At 64.5% G+C, this 17,872-nt stretch carries 14 protein-coding genes and 1 tRNA gene; 9 read left to right on the top strand and 6 right to left on the bottom strand.

All coding sequences use genetic code 11. The annotated features are described in order from the left end of the window. The first annotated feature begins 107 nt into the window (after positions 1-107). The 7 genes from K6142_RS06710 to K6142_RS06680 all read left to right on the top strand — a co-directional run bounded on the left by K6142_RS06710 (position 108) and on the right by K6142_RS06680 (position 9,174). Entirely contained in the window at positions 108-1,826 is a 1,719-nt protein-coding gene (locus K6142_RS06710) for a hypothetical protein (RefSeq protein WP_190243426.1), read from the top strand. 308 nt (positions 1,827-2,134) lie between these two features. After that, the gene (gene gcvT, locus K6142_RS06705; protein WP_190243427.1) at positions 2,135-3,223 is read left to right on the top strand and encodes a glycine cleavage system aminomethyltransferase GcvT; all 1,089 of its coding nucleotides are present in this window, start codon (positions 2,135-2,137) and stop codon (positions 3,221-3,223) included. 192 nt (positions 3,224-3,415) lie between these two features. Continuing rightward, complete coding sequence (locus K6142_RS06700) at positions 3,416-4,135, top strand: 16S rRNA (uracil(1498)-N(3))-methyltransferase (protein ID WP_190243428.1); 720 nt, start codon at positions 3,416-3,418, stop codon at positions 4,133-4,135. A gap of 375 nt (positions 4,136-4,510) precedes the next feature. Next, a complete protein-coding gene (locus tag K6142_RS06695; protein WP_012611490.1) occupies positions 4,511-5,737 on the top strand; it encodes a replication-associated recombination protein A in 1,227 nt (408 codons plus the stop codon). A 120-nt stretch (positions 5,738-5,857) separates the two neighbouring features. Beyond that, on the top strand, positions 5,858-6,529 hold the full coding sequence (locus K6142_RS06690) for a glycosyl transferase family 2 (RefSeq protein WP_190243429.1): 672 nt from the start codon (positions 5,858-5,860) through the stop codon (positions 6,527-6,529). A 393-nt stretch (positions 6,530-6,922) separates the two neighbouring features. After that, entirely contained in the window at positions 6,923-7,765 is an 843-nt protein-coding gene (locus K6142_RS06685; RefSeq protein WP_190243430.1) for a lysophospholipid acyltransferase family protein, read from the top strand. A gap of 833 nt (positions 7,766-8,598) precedes the next feature. Next, positions 8,599-9,174 (top strand): TetR/AcrR family transcriptional regulator, encoded by a 576-nt coding sequence (locus tag K6142_RS06680; RefSeq protein WP_012611487.1) that lies wholly within the window; start codon positions 8,599-8,601, stop codon positions 9,172-9,174. Positions 9,175-9,342: 168 nt separating this feature from the next. Here the strand turns inward: K6142_RS06680 and K6142_RS06675 are convergent, their stop codons facing one another. The 4 genes from K6142_RS06675 to K6142_RS06660 all read right to left on the bottom strand — a co-directional run bounded on the left by K6142_RS06675 (position 9,343) and on the right by K6142_RS06660 (position 12,973). Beyond that, positions 9,343-9,735 (bottom strand): pancreas/duodenum homeobox protein 1, encoded by a 393-nt coding sequence (locus K6142_RS06675; RefSeq protein ID WP_190243431.1) that lies wholly within the window; start codon positions 9,733-9,735, stop codon positions 9,343-9,345. A 380-nt stretch (positions 9,736-10,115) separates the two neighbouring features. Further along, positions 10,116-11,216, bottom strand: coding sequence for a tRNA glutamyl-Q(34) synthetase GluQRS (gene gluQRS / locus K6142_RS06670; RefSeq protein ID WP_223290193.1), 1,101 nt, complete (start codon positions 11,214-11,216; stop codon positions 10,116-10,118). Positions 11,217-11,540: 324 nt separating this feature from the next. Beyond that, positions 11,541-11,617 (bottom strand) — tRNA-Arg (locus tag K6142_RS06665). 252 nt (positions 11,618-11,869) lie between these two features. After that, entirely contained in the window at positions 11,870-12,973 is a 1,104-nt protein-coding gene (locus tag K6142_RS06660; protein ID WP_223290196.1) for an ADP-ribosylglycohydrolase family protein, read from the bottom strand. 301 nt (positions 12,974-13,274) lie between these two features. Between K6142_RS06660 and K6142_RS06655 the strand changes: the two genes are divergently transcribed. Together K6142_RS06655 and K6142_RS06650 are read left to right on the top strand one after the other, a co-directional pair. Further along, positions 13,275-13,679 (top strand): helix-turn-helix transcriptional regulator, encoded by a 405-nt coding sequence (locus K6142_RS06655; RefSeq protein WP_223290194.1) that lies wholly within the window; start codon positions 13,275-13,277, stop codon positions 13,677-13,679. Between the two features lie 2 nt (positions 13,680-13,681). Beyond that, entirely contained in the window at positions 13,682-14,989 is a 1,308-nt protein-coding gene (locus K6142_RS06650; protein WP_190243433.1) for a type II toxin-antitoxin system HipA family toxin, read from the top strand. Between the two features lie 142 nt (positions 14,990-15,131). Here the strand turns inward: K6142_RS06650 and K6142_RS06645 are convergent, their stop codons facing one another. Together K6142_RS06645 and K6142_RS06640 are read right to left on the bottom strand one after the other, a co-directional pair. Further along, a complete protein-coding gene (locus K6142_RS06645) occupies positions 15,132-16,541 on the bottom strand; it encodes a sigma-54-dependent transcriptional regulator (RefSeq protein ID WP_190243434.1) in 1,410 nt (469 codons plus the stop codon). A gap of 5 nt (positions 16,542-16,546) precedes the next feature. Next, the gene (locus tag K6142_RS06640; protein WP_190243435.1) at positions 16,547-17,872 is read right to left on the bottom strand and encodes an ATP-binding protein; all 1,326 of its coding nucleotides are present in this window, start codon (positions 17,870-17,872) and stop codon (positions 16,547-16,549) included.

The following is a 17,872-nucleotide window of genomic DNA, read 5'->3' as shown; positions in this document are numbered from 1 at the left end:
ATTTTTTTAGAAAAAAAAATAGGCTTGGATATCGCAGAGGGGCAACTGCAATCCGCCTCGCCATGCCGGAGGGGAATGGCGAAGCGCCACGGGCACCAGGACGGCGCATGAAGATCACCCTGAAAAACGCCTTCAGCAAGGGAGAGTTTGTCTACCGCGAGGACGGCCTGCTGTCCGAACCGGTGGAGCTTACGTCGCTTGCCGCGCTGAAGCGCTTTCTTGACGTGGTACACGTCAAGCAATGCCTGTTGCGCCCCTTTTTCGAACACGCCGACTACCCGCTGGTGGAGTCGCGCGAGCTGCTGCCCTCGTTCGAAGCCGACCTGTGGGAATACAAGCACCTGCCCGGCTTCAGCATGGCGGCCTTCGAGCGGCCCCTCAACTACTTCCAGGAAGTCTTCCAGTTCGACATCCTGCACCCGGTGCTGGATACGGCCAGCGTGGCGGAAGGCGCCTCGTGCCCGCTGGAATCGCAGGTCATCGCCCGCAACGTGCAGGCCATGCAGACCCGCCTGCCCAAGGCCTTCCAGGAATCCTTCCGCCAGCGCTTCGGGCGGTTCGACACCTCCGTGCTCGACTACTACCCCGCGCTGATGCCCTTTCTGCTGGCCATGGACCGCGCCCAGGTCTTCGCGCTGGACAGCTTCGGCCATTTCCATCTGGGCGGGGTGTATGCCTCGTTCCCGTCCGACCTCGACAGCGAGATCAAGCGCTTCGGCATGCGCATCGGCAAGTTCGACGTGGGCGACAACGAGATGTACGAGCGCAATCGGCTGTTCGTGTATCAGTACCTGATGGAGTTGTACGGCTTTCCCATCGTGTCCGAGCGGCGCACCTCCAGCGCGCTGTTCGCGCGGCGGCTGCACAAGATGGGCGAACGCTTCATGATCCGCGTGCTGGGGCAGTCGGACCGCACCATCACCACCATGATCGGCGAGGGCGATTCGCGCCCCTACCCCCGCGTGGAAAAGCTGGCCCTGGTGCGCGTGGACGCCGACCAGGAAGAGGCCCTGCGCGCCATCGACGAGGCTGGCTACTTCCTGGATCGCGAACGGCGGGTGGTCATCCTGCGGGTGTCCTACCGGCAGCACAAGTTCAACCCGGACAACGTGCGGCAGGACCGCGCCCTGTCCGTGGAGTCGCAGGAAGTCATCCATCCCGTTACGGGGCAGGTGCTGGGCGACCTGAACATCATCAAGGACGCCAGCAACATGTTCCTGCGCCTGAACGACATAACCCGTGGCGAATACACGGGCAGGATCATCTTCAAGCGCAACGAGATCGTCGAAAACACCGATACGGACGAAAAGCGCCTGAAGTTCCTGTATGCATGGCTGTCCAAGCACCAGCGGCGCATCATCGGCTACAGCGACGAATTCTTCGCCAACGTCATCAAGGTGCTGGACAACTACCTGCTCTCGCCGGACAACTACGAGGCCTTCGGCCACCTGCACGAGTTGTATCAAGAGGTCTGGGCCAAATACAGCTACATCCAGCAGGCCCGCAAGGTGCGCTATCTTGAAGACATTCAGGACCGCGAGTACCGGGGCGAGCGCATCGGCTACCGGCGCATGCTGGCCGAGGCGGTGCAGCTGCTGCACGGGCTGAAATTCGAAATCGTCAGCTATTTCGACACGCTGGTGTCCAGTGTCATCGCCATTGGCGAAAACATGCTCAACGACCGCTACCTGCTGCGCACCTACATCGAAAAGCGCGACGATGAGTTGACCCCCGGCGGTCTCGAAATCAAGCGTAACTACGGCAAGCTGGTGTCATTGGTGGACGAGTTCCGGGCCATCCAGCGCACCCGCAAAGTCGCCGCGTAGCAGGCCCCTGCTTGTGCGCGGTACCGCTGCCGGTTATCGCCGCCACCATCCGCGTGTATCGCACGGGTATTCCCCCAGCCTGACACCCAGCCCGGCACGCCACCTGTGCGCCCGTTACCAGCCAGCCCCTGCCGCCCCCGACAGGTCGCCAGCCGGTTGCCGCAAATCCCTTCTCGCGCTATTTCTGGCGCGCGCCGCACGGCGCACCGAATTTCCGCACCGGACGCAAGACCGCCTTGCCCCGGCGCAGCGCGCCCCCATACCACATGACCGCGCCAACCCCCAACGGAGACACGAAGGAGCACCCCTTGTCGGACCTGCTGCAAACCCCGCTTTCCGCGTGGCACCGGGCCGCCGGGGCCAAGATGGCCCCCTTTGCCGGGTGGGACATGCCCATCCAGTACCCCACCGGCATCATCGCCGAGCACGTGCAGACGCGTGAATCCGCCGCCCTGTTCGACATCTGCCACATGGGCGAATTCACCCTGCGCGGCCCCGGAGCGCGCGGTGCGCTGTCCCGCGCCGTCAGCCACAACCTGGAAACGCTGAAGCCCGGCCGTTGCCGTTACGGCTTTCTGCTGAACGAGGCGGGCGGCATCCTGGACGACCTCATCGTGTACTGCATCGCCGAGGACGACTACATGCTGGTGGTCAACGGCGCCTGCACAGAAAGCGACTTCGCCGCCCTGCGTTCGCGCCTGCCCGCCGCCCTGCCCTTCGAGGACATCTCGGCCCGCACCGCCAAGCTGGACCTGCAAGGCCCCAAGTCGTTCGACGTGCTGGAAGCGGTGCTGGGCGAAAGCTTCCGCGACCTGCCCTATTTCGGCTTCCGTTCCGTGGTCTTCGGCGGCGCGCCGCTGCTGGTCAGTCGGACTGGTTACACCGGCGAACTGGGCGTGGAACTGTACCTGCCCTGGGACAAGGCCGAGGCCCTGTGGACCGCCCTGCTGGCCGACGAGCGCGTGAAGCCCGCGGGCCTTGGCGCGCGTGACACCCTGCGTCTGGAAGTGGGCCTGCCCCTGTACGGCCACGACCTGGACGACACCCACACCCCGGCGGAAGCGGGCTACGGCTCCATGCTGACCAACCCTGCCGACTACGTGGGCAAGGGCGCGGACCGCGAAGTGCGCGAGCCGCTGGTGGCGCTGTCCATTCCCGGTCGCCGCAGCGCCCGCCACGGCGACGTGGTGGCCCTGCCCGACGGCACCGTTGCCGGCGTGGTGACCAGCGGATCGTTCTGCCCCACGCTGGGCTACGCCGTGGCGCTGGCCCGCGTTGCCGCCGCCCATGCCGAGGCCCCCACTTTCGTGGTCAAGGCCGCCAAGGTGGAACTGGAAGCCACCCGCGTGGCGTTGCCGTTCTATACGCAAGGGACAGCGCGGACCAAACTGATCTAGCGCGCGGCGTCTTTTTCCTGCTGGCTGCGTCAAACGCTGCCTGCCAGTTCGGTCACGTACCCAAGAGTACGCTCCCTTCTGGCAGGCGCGTTTTCCTTGCCAGCAGAAAAAATCCTGCCGCGCGCCATGTTGTGCATATTTCACCTATCGCACCTCCCCCCGCGCCAATCCCCCACTCCCCGGAGCATCACCATGCGCACCTTTTTCCTGCCGCCCGAACGCTGGGCCGAACCGTACCTGCTCGAAGGGCAGGAAGCCCGCCACCTGGTCAAGGTGGTGCGGGTGCGCGCGGGCGACTCGGTGCGCCTGCTGGATGGCCGGGGGCGCGAGGGCGAATTCCGGGTCACGGACACGGAAAAGGCTCTGGTGCGCCTGGAGCCGGTGTCGATCACCGAGCATCCGGCCCCGGCATCGCAGGCGGTGCTGGCCATCGGCTGGGGCAAGGAAGTGCGCCGGGGCTGGCTGATGGAAAAGGCGGTGGAACTGGAGGCGGGCGGCATCTGGCTGTGGCAGGCGGAGCGCAGCCAGTCGCGCGTGCCCGAGGAAACCCGCGAATCATGGCACGCCCAGATGGAGGCCGGAGCCAAGCAGAGCCGCAACCCGTGGCTGCCGGAACTCCGCACCCTGCCCGGCGGCGTGGCCGAACTGGCCGAGGCCAGCCGCGATTTCGCCAAGCGGTTCATCCTGTGGGAAGGCGACACCGGCGGCGTGCTGCTGGGCGCCGGAGACATCGGCCAGCCGGGCCGCACCCTGTTCGTGGTGGGTCCGGAGGGCGGTTTTTCCGACCGCGAGGTGGCGGCTTTGCTGGATTCCGGCATGCAGGCCGTAAGCCTTGGCAACCGGGTGCTGCGCTGGGAAACGGCGGCCATGCTCTGCCTGGGGCTGCACTGGTGGGCCCGGCAGGGACGATAGCCGCCGGTCGCAACCTGTTGCGGGCGGTTCGCCAGCCCGCATGCCGCACCGGTGCTTCCTTCCCGAAGGCATCGCCCATTGGCCCGACGTCATCGGCCCGACGCACCAAACAACCGCACCGGGGCACGTTCGCCATGTTCATCGCGCGGCCTTGCGTAACGGCCTCCACGGTCCCGAGCCGCGCACCCATCTTTTCCTTGCGCGGCGGGCCTGATACACAAGACCGAAGCCGCTGGCCAGGCCGCACGGCACCAGCAGTTCGCAGGCCCTGCCGGGTGCCGCTTCAGGCATACGCGGGCGCGGCCATGCATCCCGACCAATCGCAGTTCCGCCCGGCACCCGCCCAGCCCGCCAGACATTTCCGGAGACCATGACGTGACGCTGAAGCAGCCCCTGCCGGAACGCATCCGGCCCAGCACCCTCGACGGCTTCGTGGGCCAGACCCACCTTACGCCGCGCATTGCCGCATTGCTGCGCGCCGAACGGCTGCCCAGCCTGTTGCTGTTCGGCCCGCCGGGGTGCGGCAAGTCCACGCTGGCCCTGCTGCTGGCCAATGCCCACGGCACCAAGGTGCTGCGCCTCAGCGCGCCCGAGGCGGGGTTGCAGCAGTTGCGACGTTCGCTGTCCGGGGTGGACGTGCTGGTGCTGGACGAATTGCACCGCTTCTCCAAGGCCCAGCAGGACTTCTTTCTGCCCATCCTGGAAAGCGGCGAAATCACCATGATCGCCACCACCACCGAGAATCCGTCCTTCAGCGTGACCCGCCAGCTGCTGTCACGGCTGCACGTCATGCGCCTGCGCCCGCTGGGCCGCGAGGAACTGATGGAACTGGGCAGGCGCGGCGGCACGGCGCAGGAAGCCCCCCTGACCGACGACGTGCTGGATTTTTTGTCCGGCATGTCCCACGGCGACGCCCGCGCCATGCTGAACCTGGTGGAATACGTGGCCGGGCTGCCCGCCGAGAATCGCGGGCTGGACGGGGTGCGCGCCGCCATGCCGGAAATCGTCAGCCGCCACGACAAGGACGGCGACAGCCATTACGAGTTGGCTTCCGCGCTCATCAAGTCCATACGCGGCAGCGACCCGGACGCGGCCCTGTACTACCTGGCCTGCCTGCTGGAAGGCGGCGAGGATCCGCGCTTCGTGTGCCGCAGGCTGATTCTTTCCGCGTCCGAGGACGTGGGACTGGCCGACCCGCAGGCACTGCCGCTGGCCGTGGCCTGCCAGCAGGCCGTGGAATTCGTGGGCATGCCGGAAGGGTTCATCCCCATGGCCCAGACCGTGGTGCACCTGGCCCTGGCCCGCAAGAGCAATTCAAGCTACGCCGCCTACCTCAATGCCGCGCGGGAAATAAAGCTGAACGGCCCGCAGCCCGTGCCCATGCACCTGCGCAATGCCGCCACCAAGTTGCAGAAGGACTGGGGCTACGGCAAGGGCTACAAGTACCCCCACAACTACCCGGACGGCTGGATAGAGCAGGACTACCTGCCCGACGGTCTGACGGAACGCCGCTTCTACCAGCCCAAGGAACACGGTGACGAGCAGCGCCTGACCAACTGGTGGCGCAGGCTGGTCCGCCAGCGCAAGCCGCGCCCCGAGTAGCAGGAGACGCCACGCACCGCCAAACGGGATGCATCGCGTCACGCGTTGCCGCCCCGCATGGCCGCACCGGACGCACCGCCCCCCGCAACCGCACGACGCGCCAAACCCACCGGAGCCACGATGCCCGACGCCGCGCCGCGATACTCCATCATCACCCCCAGCCGGGGTGACCGCCCCGTGGCCCTGGGCCTTGCCATCGACAGCGCGCGCACGGCCATGGAACGAGCCGGGCTGGCCCCCGGCGACGTGGAAATGCTGATCGGCTTCGACGGGGTGAAGGGCGAACGGGTGCGGCCCGACGGCTTCGTGCGCTGGTTCGACTTCCGGCCCGACAAGGACTACGGCAACGCCATCCGCAACGGGCTGCTGCGGGCAGCGCGCGGCAGGCGCATCCTGTTCCTGGACGACGACAACTCGCTGACGCCGGAAGCCTTCCTCATCTATGAAGCATACCCGGACGTCGACCTGCTCATCGCGCGCATCGACGTGAGCCTGGCGCACAAGGCCGCCTACCTGCCGGTGATAGAGGAAGGGCGCGACCCGGTGTGGCAGAGCAACATCGACCCGTTGTGCCTGTGCATGACCCGCGAGCTTGCCGTGGTGCGCTGCGAAGGCTGGCAGGGCCGCAGCTACGAGGCGGACTACCGCAACATGCTGCGCTACTATCGCCGCGCCCGCAGCGTGCAGTTCACCGAACGCACCGTGGGCATCTACGATTCCGGGCGGGGACTGGACGAGGGCGGCCTGAACTTCCGGCAGGTGAAGAAGGAACAGGAGAACGCCGCGTCCTGACGCAGACCCGACAGCCCAGAAACAGGACGGCCTCGTCCTTGCGGCTAGTCGAGGGCGGCCTGAACTTCCGGCAGGTGAAGAAGGAACAGGAGAACGCCGCGTCCTGACGCAGGCCCGACAGCCCAGTAACAGGACGGCCTCGTCCTTGCGGCCAGTCGAGGGCGGCCTGAACTTCCGGCAGGTGAAGAAGGAACAGGAGAACGCCGCGTCCTGACGCAGGCCGATGCGCCCGCTCGCTTCCGGCAGCCCTATTCCCTCGTCGCATCCTCTCCACAAAGGTATTTTCCTTTCGCCGTCGCCGGGATATACGGCGGTGCAACGCACACCTTCCGCTTCAGTTCATGCCGCTGCCGTATGCCCGGCGCCCGGCAAGACCGCAAAGGGATACCCCACATGACCGACGCCGACATCCCCACTCCCAACATGCCCGCCCCCGACATGCCCGTGCCGTTCACCGGCGATACATACACCACCCCTGCCGATGCGGCTGGCCCCATTGCCCGGCTGCTCCCCACACTGGCTTACTATCCGGTAATGGCAGGCATCGTGTTTCGGGCCGCAGCTGCCGCGCAACGGGGGGAATACTCCTCGTCAGCGTGGGTGGACAGCAGCGTCGAGGTGGTTCGCGCGCTGGAACGCACCGGGGTACGGCTGTTCGTGGAAGGCATGGAACACTTCACGCGCCTGGAAGGTCCGTGCGTGTTTGTGGGCAACCACATGAGCACGCTGGAAACCTTCGTGCTGCCTTCCATCATTCAGCCGCACAAAAACATGACCTTCGTGGTCAAGCAGAGCCTGGCCGACTACCCCGTGTTCAAGCACGTGCTGCACGCGCGCGACCCCATCACCGTGGGCCGCGTGAACCCCCGTGACGACCTTGCCGCCGTGCTGGAAGGCGGCGTGGAACGGCTGAAGCGCGGCATCTCCGTGGTCATCTTTCCCCAGGCCACCCGCAGCGAGACCCTGGACCCCAAGACCTTCAATTCCATCGGGGTCAAGCTGGCGCGCCGGGCCGGGGTGCCCGTGGTGCCGCTGGCCCTGAAGACCGATGCCTGGGGCACCGGCTGGCCCATCAAGGACTTTGGCCCCATCCGCCCCCAGCGCACGGTGCACTTCCGCTTTGCCGCGCCCCTTGCCGTTTCCGGCAACGGCAAAGAAGAGCAGGCCGCCGTGTACGCCTTCATCGAAGGCTGCCTTGCCGAGTGGCGCAATGAAATTCGTGCCATTTCATCTTGACAGGGGTTGAGGTGTTGACACTCATCCGAGTGGGTACTATAGTTTTCTTGCACTGATTGATTGACCAGCCAGCTTAGGGCGCGATCTGCACCATCCACCCTCCGGCATGCACCTGTCGGCCAAGCGTTCCTGGCATCAGTACACTCCTCTCCGAGGCGGCTCCCTTTAACGGGAGCCGCCTTGTTTGTTTAATCAGTCAAGATCAGATACACCTACCGATTTCGTGGTCGCCACGCTCAGGTTTCAGCGCCGCTATCTTCAAACGAGGCGTCGCCACCGGCCTCAAACGGCCTACCCAGCACCCTTGACGCGCTGCCCCTGCGGTGCTAGTCGTTGTTTGCTTGGCCAAACAAACCGGCCCGACGCACTCCACCTGCCTCCTTCACGCTTTCCCGGACAGGTTCGTCGGCTTACTCGGTGCGCAAGGTGAGCAACGGAACACTCCTCACGAGACGGCCCCATTGTGGGGCCGTCTTCGTTTTATGCCCACCCTGCCGCTAGAGCACGACAATCGAAATTGGATTGATCGACCATTCAAATGTTCGTGTTACTACAGCGCAAGACAATGCAACTTTTCCGAGGAATCTAGTTGACAAAACCCGCGCCAACATTTTCACTGTGCGCACAGGCGGCGTTGACTGCCCCATGCATGTAAGCTACACAGGTGCAGCCCTTCGCGGCCCCTCGCCGGGTCGACAGCGAAGGCACAAGTGTTCCCGGTGTTCCGTCGGGTGCGGGTCCGACGGTTCTTATGCGGCTCCACGACGAGCATCCGCACATTCGGATGCGGAGCCCCTGTATACACACCTCAAGCACTACCACGGGCCGTTGATATGAGCATCTCGAAGAAAGAAGCGTTGCTTCATGCGGCAAAAGAGCTTTTCGGTGAATACGGTTATGCCGACACCACCTTCAAGAAAATTTCCGAACGCGCAGGCGTGGCCCTTGGGCTGCTGACGCACCATTACGGCAACAAGGAAAAACTGTTCCTGGCCGCGGGCATTGATGTGCTTGAACAGTTCCTTGGCGTGCTGCGCGATGCGTCGGCCAAGGGCAAGAACGGGTACGAGTCGGTCTTGAATTTCTGCACCGCCTACCTCGACTTCTCCATCGACAAGACATCCAACTGGCTGGTGCTTGTGCGGTGCTCGCCCTACAGCGACATGAAGACCAAGACCGACCGCGACCTGATGTACGAAAAGTTCAACCAGGTTCCCCGCGAGCTGGAAAACCAGCTGCGCCGCGGCATCGAAGATGGCTCCATCCGCCAGCTGCCGGTGCACGAAACGGCGCAGGTGATCATTTCCATGATGGTTGGCGCCAACCGTACCCGCCTGCTGACCCCCTATGCTCCGCCGAACCTGTACGAAGAAGCCATTCGTTTCATTTCGCGCAGCATCGCCCCGTAGGCGACGTCACCGACATGCTCGAAACAGAACCGCTCCGCAAGGGGCGGTTTTTTCATGGGGGACGAAAAAAGGGCCGAAACCCGCAGGGGTTCGGCCCTTGGACATCAATGGCAACAGGGGAGGCTCAGGCAACACGAACCCCGCCTGCCGGGAAAGCACGGAGAGAGATCAGCCGAAGGTGACCATCAACGGAATGGCGTGCAGCGTGCGCGACATCTCCCGGGTGGGCAGTAGGCGCCATTGCAGCTTTTCTTCGGCCTTGTCCAGGGCATCGGCAATCTTGGACACCACGCCGGGCAGGTCTATGACGGGGTGCCGCTCGAAAACCTGCGGCAGGCCGTAGGTAAGGTTGCAGGCCAGACAGTGCCCGGGCCGCTGGGTAAGCCGGAACGAGAATTCCACCCCGTTGGCGTGTTCACCTTCGAAGGCCAGGGTGATGTCGTAGGCGCCGTCTTCCGCATCGCCATACAGGGCGTCGAAAAAGGCGTCCGCCCGCTCTGGCGGAAACATGGCGGCAAGCCGTTGGGGGGTGAAGATGCGTTCGCTGCTGGTGGTGGGCATCGCTGTTCTCCCTTTTCGCGGCAGTGGCTGGCGGTGCTGAACCTGTATTCCGTTGGAGCGGACGTGCCTTCCGGAGTGGATGGAAGCACGTCGCTCAAGAAGTCGAAAACGCTCCCGGCAGCAGGGCCTGGAGGGCGGAATCCCTTGCCATTACCGGAGTTCGCGGACAACTGGCTAGCACGCGCGGGGCGGAGAGGCAACCCCCTTACAGGGGAAGCAACGGGGCCAAGGCGGTGAGAAACGAAACAGCCCCTCCACGGTCACAAGCCCCTGCCCTGCTCCCCGGCACTTCCGCAGGCTCTTCCCATTGTGCTCCCCTGCCTCTCTCCGTCACCCCCTGTTTCCCCCTGTCACATCCTGTCACCGCCAGTCACCGCCAGTCACCGCGCTGTCGCGCCCTGCCCCATCCGTCGCAGCACATCGGCGACATCCTCTGGCAACATCACAGGCTGGCGGACCACCCGGGCAAGGTCCAATGTCCCGGCCAGTTCGCGCGGGGTGACCAACCCCGGCGCATCGCGCAGCCCCAAACGCCAGGCCAGATATCCCACGATGGCCCACGGCGACACCCCCGCCGACCTCAGGGCGGCCACGGCCAGCGAACCGTGCCGCTTGGCCAGCCGTTCGCCTTCATGGTCCAGCAGCAGCGGCACATGCACGTATTCCGGCACCGGCGCGCCCAGCAGACGGTACAGCCAGATCTGGCGCGGCGTGCTGGCCAGGATGTCGTCACCGCGCACCACCTGGGTGATGCCCATGGCAATGTCGTCCACCACCACCGCCAACTGGTACGCGAACACCCCGTCGGAACGGCGCACCGCGAAGTCGCCCCCGCACTCGGCCAGCGACATGCGCTGCGGCCCGGCGATATGATCGGTAAAGGCAATCGCCGTGTCGTCACAACGCACCCGCATGGCCGGGCGGCGCCCTTCGGCCAGACGCCGGGCCCGGTCTTCGGGGCCAAGGTTGCGGCAAGTGCCGGGATAGGCGGGGCCGCATTCTCCCGCATGGGGGGCCGACGCCAGTGAGCGCAGTTCCTTGCGGGTGCAGAAGCAGGGATAGACGTGTCCTTCCCGTTCCAGCCGCGCCAGCGCATCGGCATACAGGGCAAGGCGCTCGCTCTGGGAATACGGTCCGTGGGGGCCGCCGCGCCCCGGCATGCGGGCGTGATCCGGCACGGCACACAGGCCAAGTGGTGGCGTGGACACAGGGGCGGACGCCCCATCTGGTCGCGGATCAGGCTGCGGATCAGGCAGCATAGCGGGAAACTCGGGCCCCTCGTCCCAGTCCAGCCCCAGCCACAGCAGGTCGCGGACCATGTCCGCCGCGAATTCCGGGCGTGACCGGTCCGGGTCGATGTCTTCCATGCGCAGCACCATCTGCCCACCGGCGGCGCGGGCACACAGCCACGCCATCAGGAAGGACGCGGCATTGCCAAGATGGATATGCCCCGTGGGGCTGGGGGCCAGGCGTCCGCGCACGGGTCGGGACCGGTCCGGCGTTGCGACGAACTGCCCACGGGAACTGCTTGCGGACGCTGCGGATGGAGGGCGGCAGCCGAGCGGCATGGTGAAGGAATCCTGAAACGACATGCCCGTACCGGCATCACCTTCCGCCGGGAATGTCAAGGATGGGGCAACGGGATGTCCGCCAGCAGGACAAACACCAAAGAAATTCAAAGAAAAGCCCTGCTGTATTAGCACAATATCAAAAACAACAATCAAACAACAAACAAACGTCCAACACCCACTGCCCCGAAACGACAAAGAGGATACGAGACGGTCATCTCGTATCCTCTTGCTCTCTGGTGCGCCCGACAGGAATCGAACCTGTGGCCTACAGCTTAGGAGGCTATCGCTCTATCCGACTGAGCTACGGGCGCAGGAATCGAAGGTGTCTAGACGATGCCGCAGCGCATTGTCAAGGTCAACATCGGCGGTACGCGGCTTCGTGCAAGCTGGAACGCATCCTTGGATCATGGCCGGAAGGGCGCTGGGCTCCCCATGGGCAACCAAAATCCCTCCGCACGGCATTCACCCTCAAGAAACAACAGCAGACGCCGCGCACCCGCCTGTCACTCCGGAATTCCGCGACAAAAACCCAACCTGCGGCCTGCAGCCTGGAAGGCTGTCGCTCATTCCGATTCAACCGGCTCGCCACTGCGTCCGGCATTCCCGCCATCAACCTGCCCGGCCAGTTGCACGGCCAGCGCGCGCAGTTCTTCGCCCTCTTCCAGTCCGTCGATGAACCGCTGCGGAATGCCGGACAACCCCACCTGCGCCCCCACCAGCGCCCCGGCAAGAATGGCGCGCACCTGGTTTTGCCCGCCGCCGTTCACCGCGTGCAGCACGGCGGACTCGAAGTCGTCATGAAAGCGCGCCGCAAGGTAGTAGGCCGCCGGAAGCATGTGGTAGATGGCGCACGGCATGCCGTAGACCAGCGAAACCTTCCACGCCGGTTCGATGCGGATGTCCGGGTCCGCCGCTGCCGCCGCCATGTAGCCGGGCGACAGCAGCGCATCGGGCGAGGCAAACCGCCCGGCGCGTGGCGGATCGGGGTCGCCGGGGCGCGGGGCCTGCAAGCCGTCACGGGTTACCGCATGAAACGGCAACACTCCATCCTTAACCTGATGCATTAACGTTTCGGAAATTTCCGGGGTCAGCCGGTGCCCTTGCACCAGCAGGGCCAGCACCGCGCCGTATGCCACCGTGAGTGACAGCACCACGTCGTCGCACTGGGTCAGCGCCGCGTTGGCGCTGACGGCGGTGGCCAGCCGGTCTGGCCGGGTGGCATGGCGCACCGCGATTGCCAGAGTTCGCTCGATGGCCTCGGTGGTGTCCGCATGGCCTGCGGTCTGCCCCCACGGCAGCCCCTGCTCCACCCTACGCCGCCATGCCTCGCGGATGGACTGGCTGGTGTAGTTGCCCGGCCCGCTCACAGGCTGCCCGTTGAGCAGCGGAAACAGTTCCTCGTCCATGCGGCGACAGAAATCCGCCTGGTCGTAGTCGCCGCGCTCCACCAGCGAGCGCACCGTCAGCTTCAGGATGAACCCCGCCTGCGACAGCTGACCGGCCTTCATGCCGTCGTGGTAGCGGCCCGGCTTCGGGTCGGTGTACCCGCTTATCCACGGGCCGTAGTCCCGCCGCAGTTCGGCAAGGTCGTAGTACCAGTGCGGGCCAAGGCCCAACCCGTCACCAATCCACGCGCCCATCAGCGCCCCGGCGGCGCGGTCATGCATGCGGTTTTCTGCCATGGAATAATCCTCCAGATGCTGGTTCCGTATTATCTGGCACGCGCAGTATCCATCAGCTCAGACCGCAAACGGAACGGTGCAAATCCAAATATGGCACAAACAGGGCGAAAACACAGCAGGAAACGGCATATTTTCAGCGAAGTCCAACGGCACGCACAAGGTAACAGGATGCAAGACGATATGGCGCCCCCTTCCCGCTCAGACAACGCCACCGATTCATCCCGTACGGGAAGACGTGTTGACTTTCCTCACCCAACACGTAATCTTACCGTACGGGAGGATTGTCATGCCCATCATCAAACCGGATACCCTGCCCACCACCGTGAGCAAGGACGCCCTGCGGGACATGGTCAAGCAAGGCGCATCTGAAAAATCTCATGGTGAAACGCTGTTGAACGTAGCCCTTGGCGTGGGCGGCGTGATGCTGCTTGCGCATCTGCTGGGCAAGACAACTGACGACAAGCAGCGGTTTTCTTCGCAAAAGCTGGAGAACACTACCGCCCTGGGCGCCACCATCCGCCAGCGCAGGCAGGATATGCGCCTTACGCAGGAACAGCTTGCCACGAAAAGCGGTGTCGGTGCCCGCTTCATCACGGAAGTCGAAAACGGCAAGGCCACCGCTGAAGTCGCCAAGATTCTCCAGGTCCTGGATGCGCTGAACCTGCAACTTTCCGTCTCTCTGCGGTCATAGCCATGCAGGGCAAACTGTGCGTGTGGCTTGAAGACAATCTTGTCGGCGTCATTTCCCGCAAGGGCAACGCCCGTCTGACGTTCTGCTACGCACCGGAGTGGTTGTCACGCCCCGGTGCGTTTACCATTTCATGCAGCTTGCCGTTGCGCAAAGAACCATACCCGCATGACGCCACCAGGGCGTTTTTTGACAACCTGTTGCCGGAACAGCACGCTCGCGAACTTACGGAGAAGGCGCTACATGTCTCTTCCCGCAACGTATACGGCCTGTTGCGCGCACAGGGGGCGGAATGCGCGGGTGCGCTTGCCATTCTGCCGGAAGGTACGGCACCGCAAGCCACAAACCACCAGCCACGATACCAGCACGTCCCGGCCAATGAACTGGACCAACTCATCACGGCCCTGCCTGAACGCCCCCTGCTTGCCGGGGTGGACGGCATTCGCCTGTCGCTGGCGGGCGCCCAGGCCAAGCTGCCCCTGCTGCTGCAAGGAAAAAACGTGTACCTGCCGCTTGAAGGCGCGCCCAGCACGCATATCCTGAAGCCCCCCATTCCCGGCCTGCCGGAAACCGTGGAAAATGAAGCTTTCTGCATGATCCTGGCCCGTGCCGCCGGGCTGCCCGTTCCTGCCGTGGAGCTTGTGGGCAGACTGCCGCGCGCCTATCTGGTCGCACGATATGACCGCACGGTGCGCGAAGGAAGAATCGTCCGGCTGCACCAGGAAGATTTCTGTCAGGCCCTCGGTGTTCCGCCCGAACTGAAGTACGAGAATGAAGGCGGACCGGGCCTTGGTGCCTGCTTCACGGTGCTCGGCCAGTGCAAGGCACCAGCAGCGGACAGAATGCAACTGCTGCGCTGGGTCGTCTTCATGTTCCTGATCGGAAATGCCGATGCCCACGCCAAGAACATTTCTCTGCTGTACGACGAACCGTCAACGCCGCGCCTTGCTCCGTTCTACGACATTCTGTGCACTGCCGTGTATCCCGGACTGGCACCCCGGATTTCCATGCGCATCGGTGGTCAATACGACCCCAATTTCGTCATGCGGCGGCACTGGGAACGCCTTGCCGAACCGGCAGGCATCGCCCCCGACGAGGTCATTGCAACGGTCCGGCACATGGCGTTGTTTCTGAGAAACAATGCAACCGACGTGGCGGACGTATTCTGTGAACAGTACGGAGCGTCCCCGCTTGTGCGCCGCATTGTCCGGTTCATCGAGGCCCGATGCCAGACGACACTGGGACGCATTGAGAACTCTCCACATGGAATGGATGGACCAGTGGAGCCGGACGATCCCGTAGAGCCAGAATAGCCAGACGAGCAGGATACTTCATCGAAGCTGGACGCTGAGGGCACTGATGACGCTCAGGATACACAGGGGACGAAAAAAAGCGGGGGGCGTAATGCCCCCCGCTCACCAGCCTGCCAGACCGCCTCTCCCCCCGCCGCTCCCCCTATCCGATGTCATATTCCCGCATCTTCCGGTACAGCGTCTTGCGGCTGATGCCCAGCGCCGTGGCGGCCAGCGAACGGTTGTTGTCGTAGAATTCCAGAATGCGGGCGATGTGTTCGCGCTCCATGGCCTCCAGCGTCAGCGGCCCCTGCGATTCGCCGCCTGCGCCATGCTGCCCCGCTGCGCTGCCCGCCGCCCCTCCTCCCATTCCGCCGCCCGCGCCGCCAACTCCCCCCGCAAGCCCGGCCAGTTCACGCGGCAGGGCGTGTTCGGTAATCAGGTTGTTTTCGGCCAGGATGATGCTGCGTTCCAGCACGTTGCGCAGTTCACGCACGTTGCCTGGCCAGCCATACTGCATCAGGCAGGCCATGGCCCGGTCCGAGATGCGCAGGTCGTCGCGCCCGTTGCCCAGGCGGGCCAGAAAGAATTCGGCCAGCAGGGGAATGTCCTCCTTGCGGTCGCGCAGGGGGGGCATTTCGATGTTGAACACGTTGATGCGGTGGTACAGCGCCTCGTGAAAGCGCCCGGCCTCCACCTCGCCTGCCAGTGAGCGGTTGGTGGCAAAGATGAGCCGGATGTCGCAGCTGCGGTGGTCCTTCTCGCCCACGCGGCGGTAGGTCTTGTTTTCCAGCACGCGCAGCAGCGAGGCCTGCACTTCCACAGGCAGTTCGCCTATCTCGTCCAGAAACAGCGTGCCCTTGTTGGCAAAGGCCATCAGCCCGTCGCGGTTTTCCAGCGCGCCGGTAAACGATCCGCGCACATGGCCGAACAGCTCGCTGCGGGCCAGCTCCTTCTGCAACGTCGCGCAGTTCTTGATGATGAACGGCTTGTCCGCCCGGGTACCCAGCGACTGGATGGCGTGGGCGGCCACTTCCTTGCCTGCCCCGCTGTCACCCGTGATCAGCACCGGCACGTCGGTGGGGGCCACCTTTTCGATCAGGTAGCGCACCCCCTTGATGCCTTGCGAATTGCCTATCAGGGTCACCGCCGGGCGCGCACCGTCGCGCGCGTGGCGCAGGGCGCGGTTTTCGTTGCGCAGAAAGGCCCGCTGGTAGGCGCGTTCCACCACCACTTCCAGTTCCGTCAGGTTGAACGGCTTGGTGATGTAGTCGTAGGCGCCCAGCTTCATGGCCTCCACGGCATTGTCGATGTTGCCGTGCCCGGTGATCAGGATGACCTCGGTATCCGGGTAGCGCTGCCGCAGTTCCACCATGAATTCGATGCCGTCGGCATCCGGCAGGCGGATGTCCAGCACCACCACCTCGTAAGTGGCGCGGCGCAGCCGTTCGCGCGCCTGCCGGGCGCTGGTGGCCACGTGCACGGTGCGGGTGGGGGTGGAAAGCTCCTTTTCCAGCAGCTTGCCGATGGAAGGTTCGTCGTCCACGGCCAGCACGGTGTAGGTGGTGCGCACGTCGGTTACTCCGGCGGAAGCGGCAGCGTGACGGTGAACGTGGACCCTTCGCCGACCCGGCTTTCCACGCGGATGTCGCCGCCATGTTCCGTGACGATGGTATAGCAGGTGGACAGCCCGATGCCGATGCCCCGCCCCACCGGCTTGGTGGTGAAGAACGGCTCGAACAGCGAATCGAGGTGTTCCGGCGGAATGCCGCTGCCCGTGTCGCGCACCACGAACCCGGCGTGGCGTCCGTCCCGGAACGGGGTGACGGTGATGACCGCCTCGACCCCGTTGCGCCCCCTCCCCCCGTTCACGGTGGGGAGATATTCGACACCGTCTGGCGCGTCGCCGTCAACGCTGCCAGTGTCTCCTTTGGGGGGACCAGCCTGTCCCTTGCCCTCGGGTCCGGCAGAGCCGTCAAAGGCATCCAGCGCGTTCACCAGCAGGTTCAGCATCACCTGCTTCAACTGCGCCTCGCACGCCAGCACCACCGGTGCCGTGGGGCACAGCCGGGCGTCGATGCGCACACGTCGGTACTTGGGTTGCTTCAGGTGGTTGTGCAGCAGCTTCAGGGTATCGCCCACCACCACGTTCAGGTTGACGGGCGAAAATTCCGAGGAATGCGGCCTGCTGAAGGTCAGCAGCGAATGCACGATCTCCTGGCAGCGACCGCATTCGCCAAGGATGGTTCCGGCGTAGTCCGCGAGGTCGGCGTGCATCTCCGGGTCCACGATGCCGCGCAGCCGCTCCACCCGGCGCAGGATGCCCTCCGCAAAGCCGTGGATGGCCGTGAGCGGGTTGTTCACCTCGTGCGCCACCCCGGCGGCCAGCATGCCCACGGTGGCCATTTTCTCGGCCTGATGGAACTTGGCCTGGAATTCCTTTTCCAGGGTCACGTCGCGCTTGAAGATGAGGATCTGGCGGTCCTGCGTGGCCGGATCCTTGATGGGCGAGGCCACCATCTCGAACTGCAACTTGCGGCCATTGATACGGAAGATGGACGTTTCGCGGCACACCTCGTCGGTGACGAACGAACGGTGCGCCGGGCATTCCGGGCAGGGGTGGTCCTGATGGCGAAAGATTTCGTAGCAGTAGCGCCCTTCCGGGTCGCGCACGCCCAGGATGTCGTAGAACACATGATTCACGGCGATGATGCGCAAGTCCTTGGAAAGCACCATCATCAGGTCGGTGATGCCATCCAGGATGGCTTCTATCTCCAGGCGGTTGCGCTCCGAATCGCGGTGCGCCGCCTTCAACTGCTCGATGGTCTGACGCAGTTCCTGAAAGAAGCCCAGCTTGCTGTGTTCTATGCCGATAAGGTCGTCAAGGCTGGTTCCCTGGGTCAT

Origin of the sequence: Nitratidesulfovibrio sp. SRB-5, from assembly GCF_019931275.1 — a bacterium.
In the GTDB taxonomy this organism is placed as follows: Bacteria; Desulfobacterota; Desulfovibrionia; order Desulfovibrionales; family Desulfovibrionaceae; genus Cupidesulfovibrio.
The sequence above is the reverse complement of the archived record's forward strand: the minus strand, read 5'-3'. Positions and strand labels throughout refer to the sequence as shown.

Bases quoted from the DNA above. Each gene is read 5' to 3' on its own strand.
- K6142_RS06710 (WP_190243426.1), top strand. From the start codon at position 108: ATGAAGATCACCCTGAAAAACGCCTTCAGCAAGGGAGAGTTTGTCTAC.
- K6142_RS06700 (WP_190243428.1), top strand. From the start codon at position 3,416: ATGCGCACCTTTTTCCTGCCGCCCGAACGCTGGGCCGAACCGTACCTG.
- K6142_RS06690 (WP_190243429.1), top strand. From the start codon at position 5,858: ATGCCCGACGCCGCGCCGCGATACTCCATCATCACCCCCAGCCGGGGT.
- K6142_RS06685 (WP_190243430.1), top strand. From the start codon at position 6,923: ATGACCGACGCCGACATCCCCACTCCCAACATGCCCGCCCCCGACATG.
- K6142_RS06680 (WP_012611487.1), top strand. From the start codon at position 8,599: ATGAGCATCTCGAAGAAAGAAGCGTTGCTTCATGCGGCAAAAGAGCTT.
- K6142_RS06675 (WP_190243431.1), bottom strand. From the start codon at position 9,735: ATGCCCACCACCAGCAGCGAACGCATCTTCACCCCCCAACGGCTTGCC.
- K6142_RS06660 (WP_223290196.1), bottom strand. From the start codon at position 12,973: ATGCATGACCGCGCCGCCGGGGCGCTGATGGGCGCGTGGATTGGTGAC.
- K6142_RS06655 (WP_223290194.1), top strand. From the start codon at position 13,275: ATGCCCATCATCAAACCGGATACCCTGCCCACCACCGTGAGCAAGGAC.
- K6142_RS06650 (WP_190243433.1), top strand. From the start codon at position 13,682: ATGCAGGGCAAACTGTGCGTGTGGCTTGAAGACAATCTTGTCGGCGTC.
- K6142_RS06640 (WP_190243435.1), bottom strand. From the start codon at position 17,872: ATGACCCAGGGAACCAGCCTTGACGACCTTATCGGCATAGAACACAGC.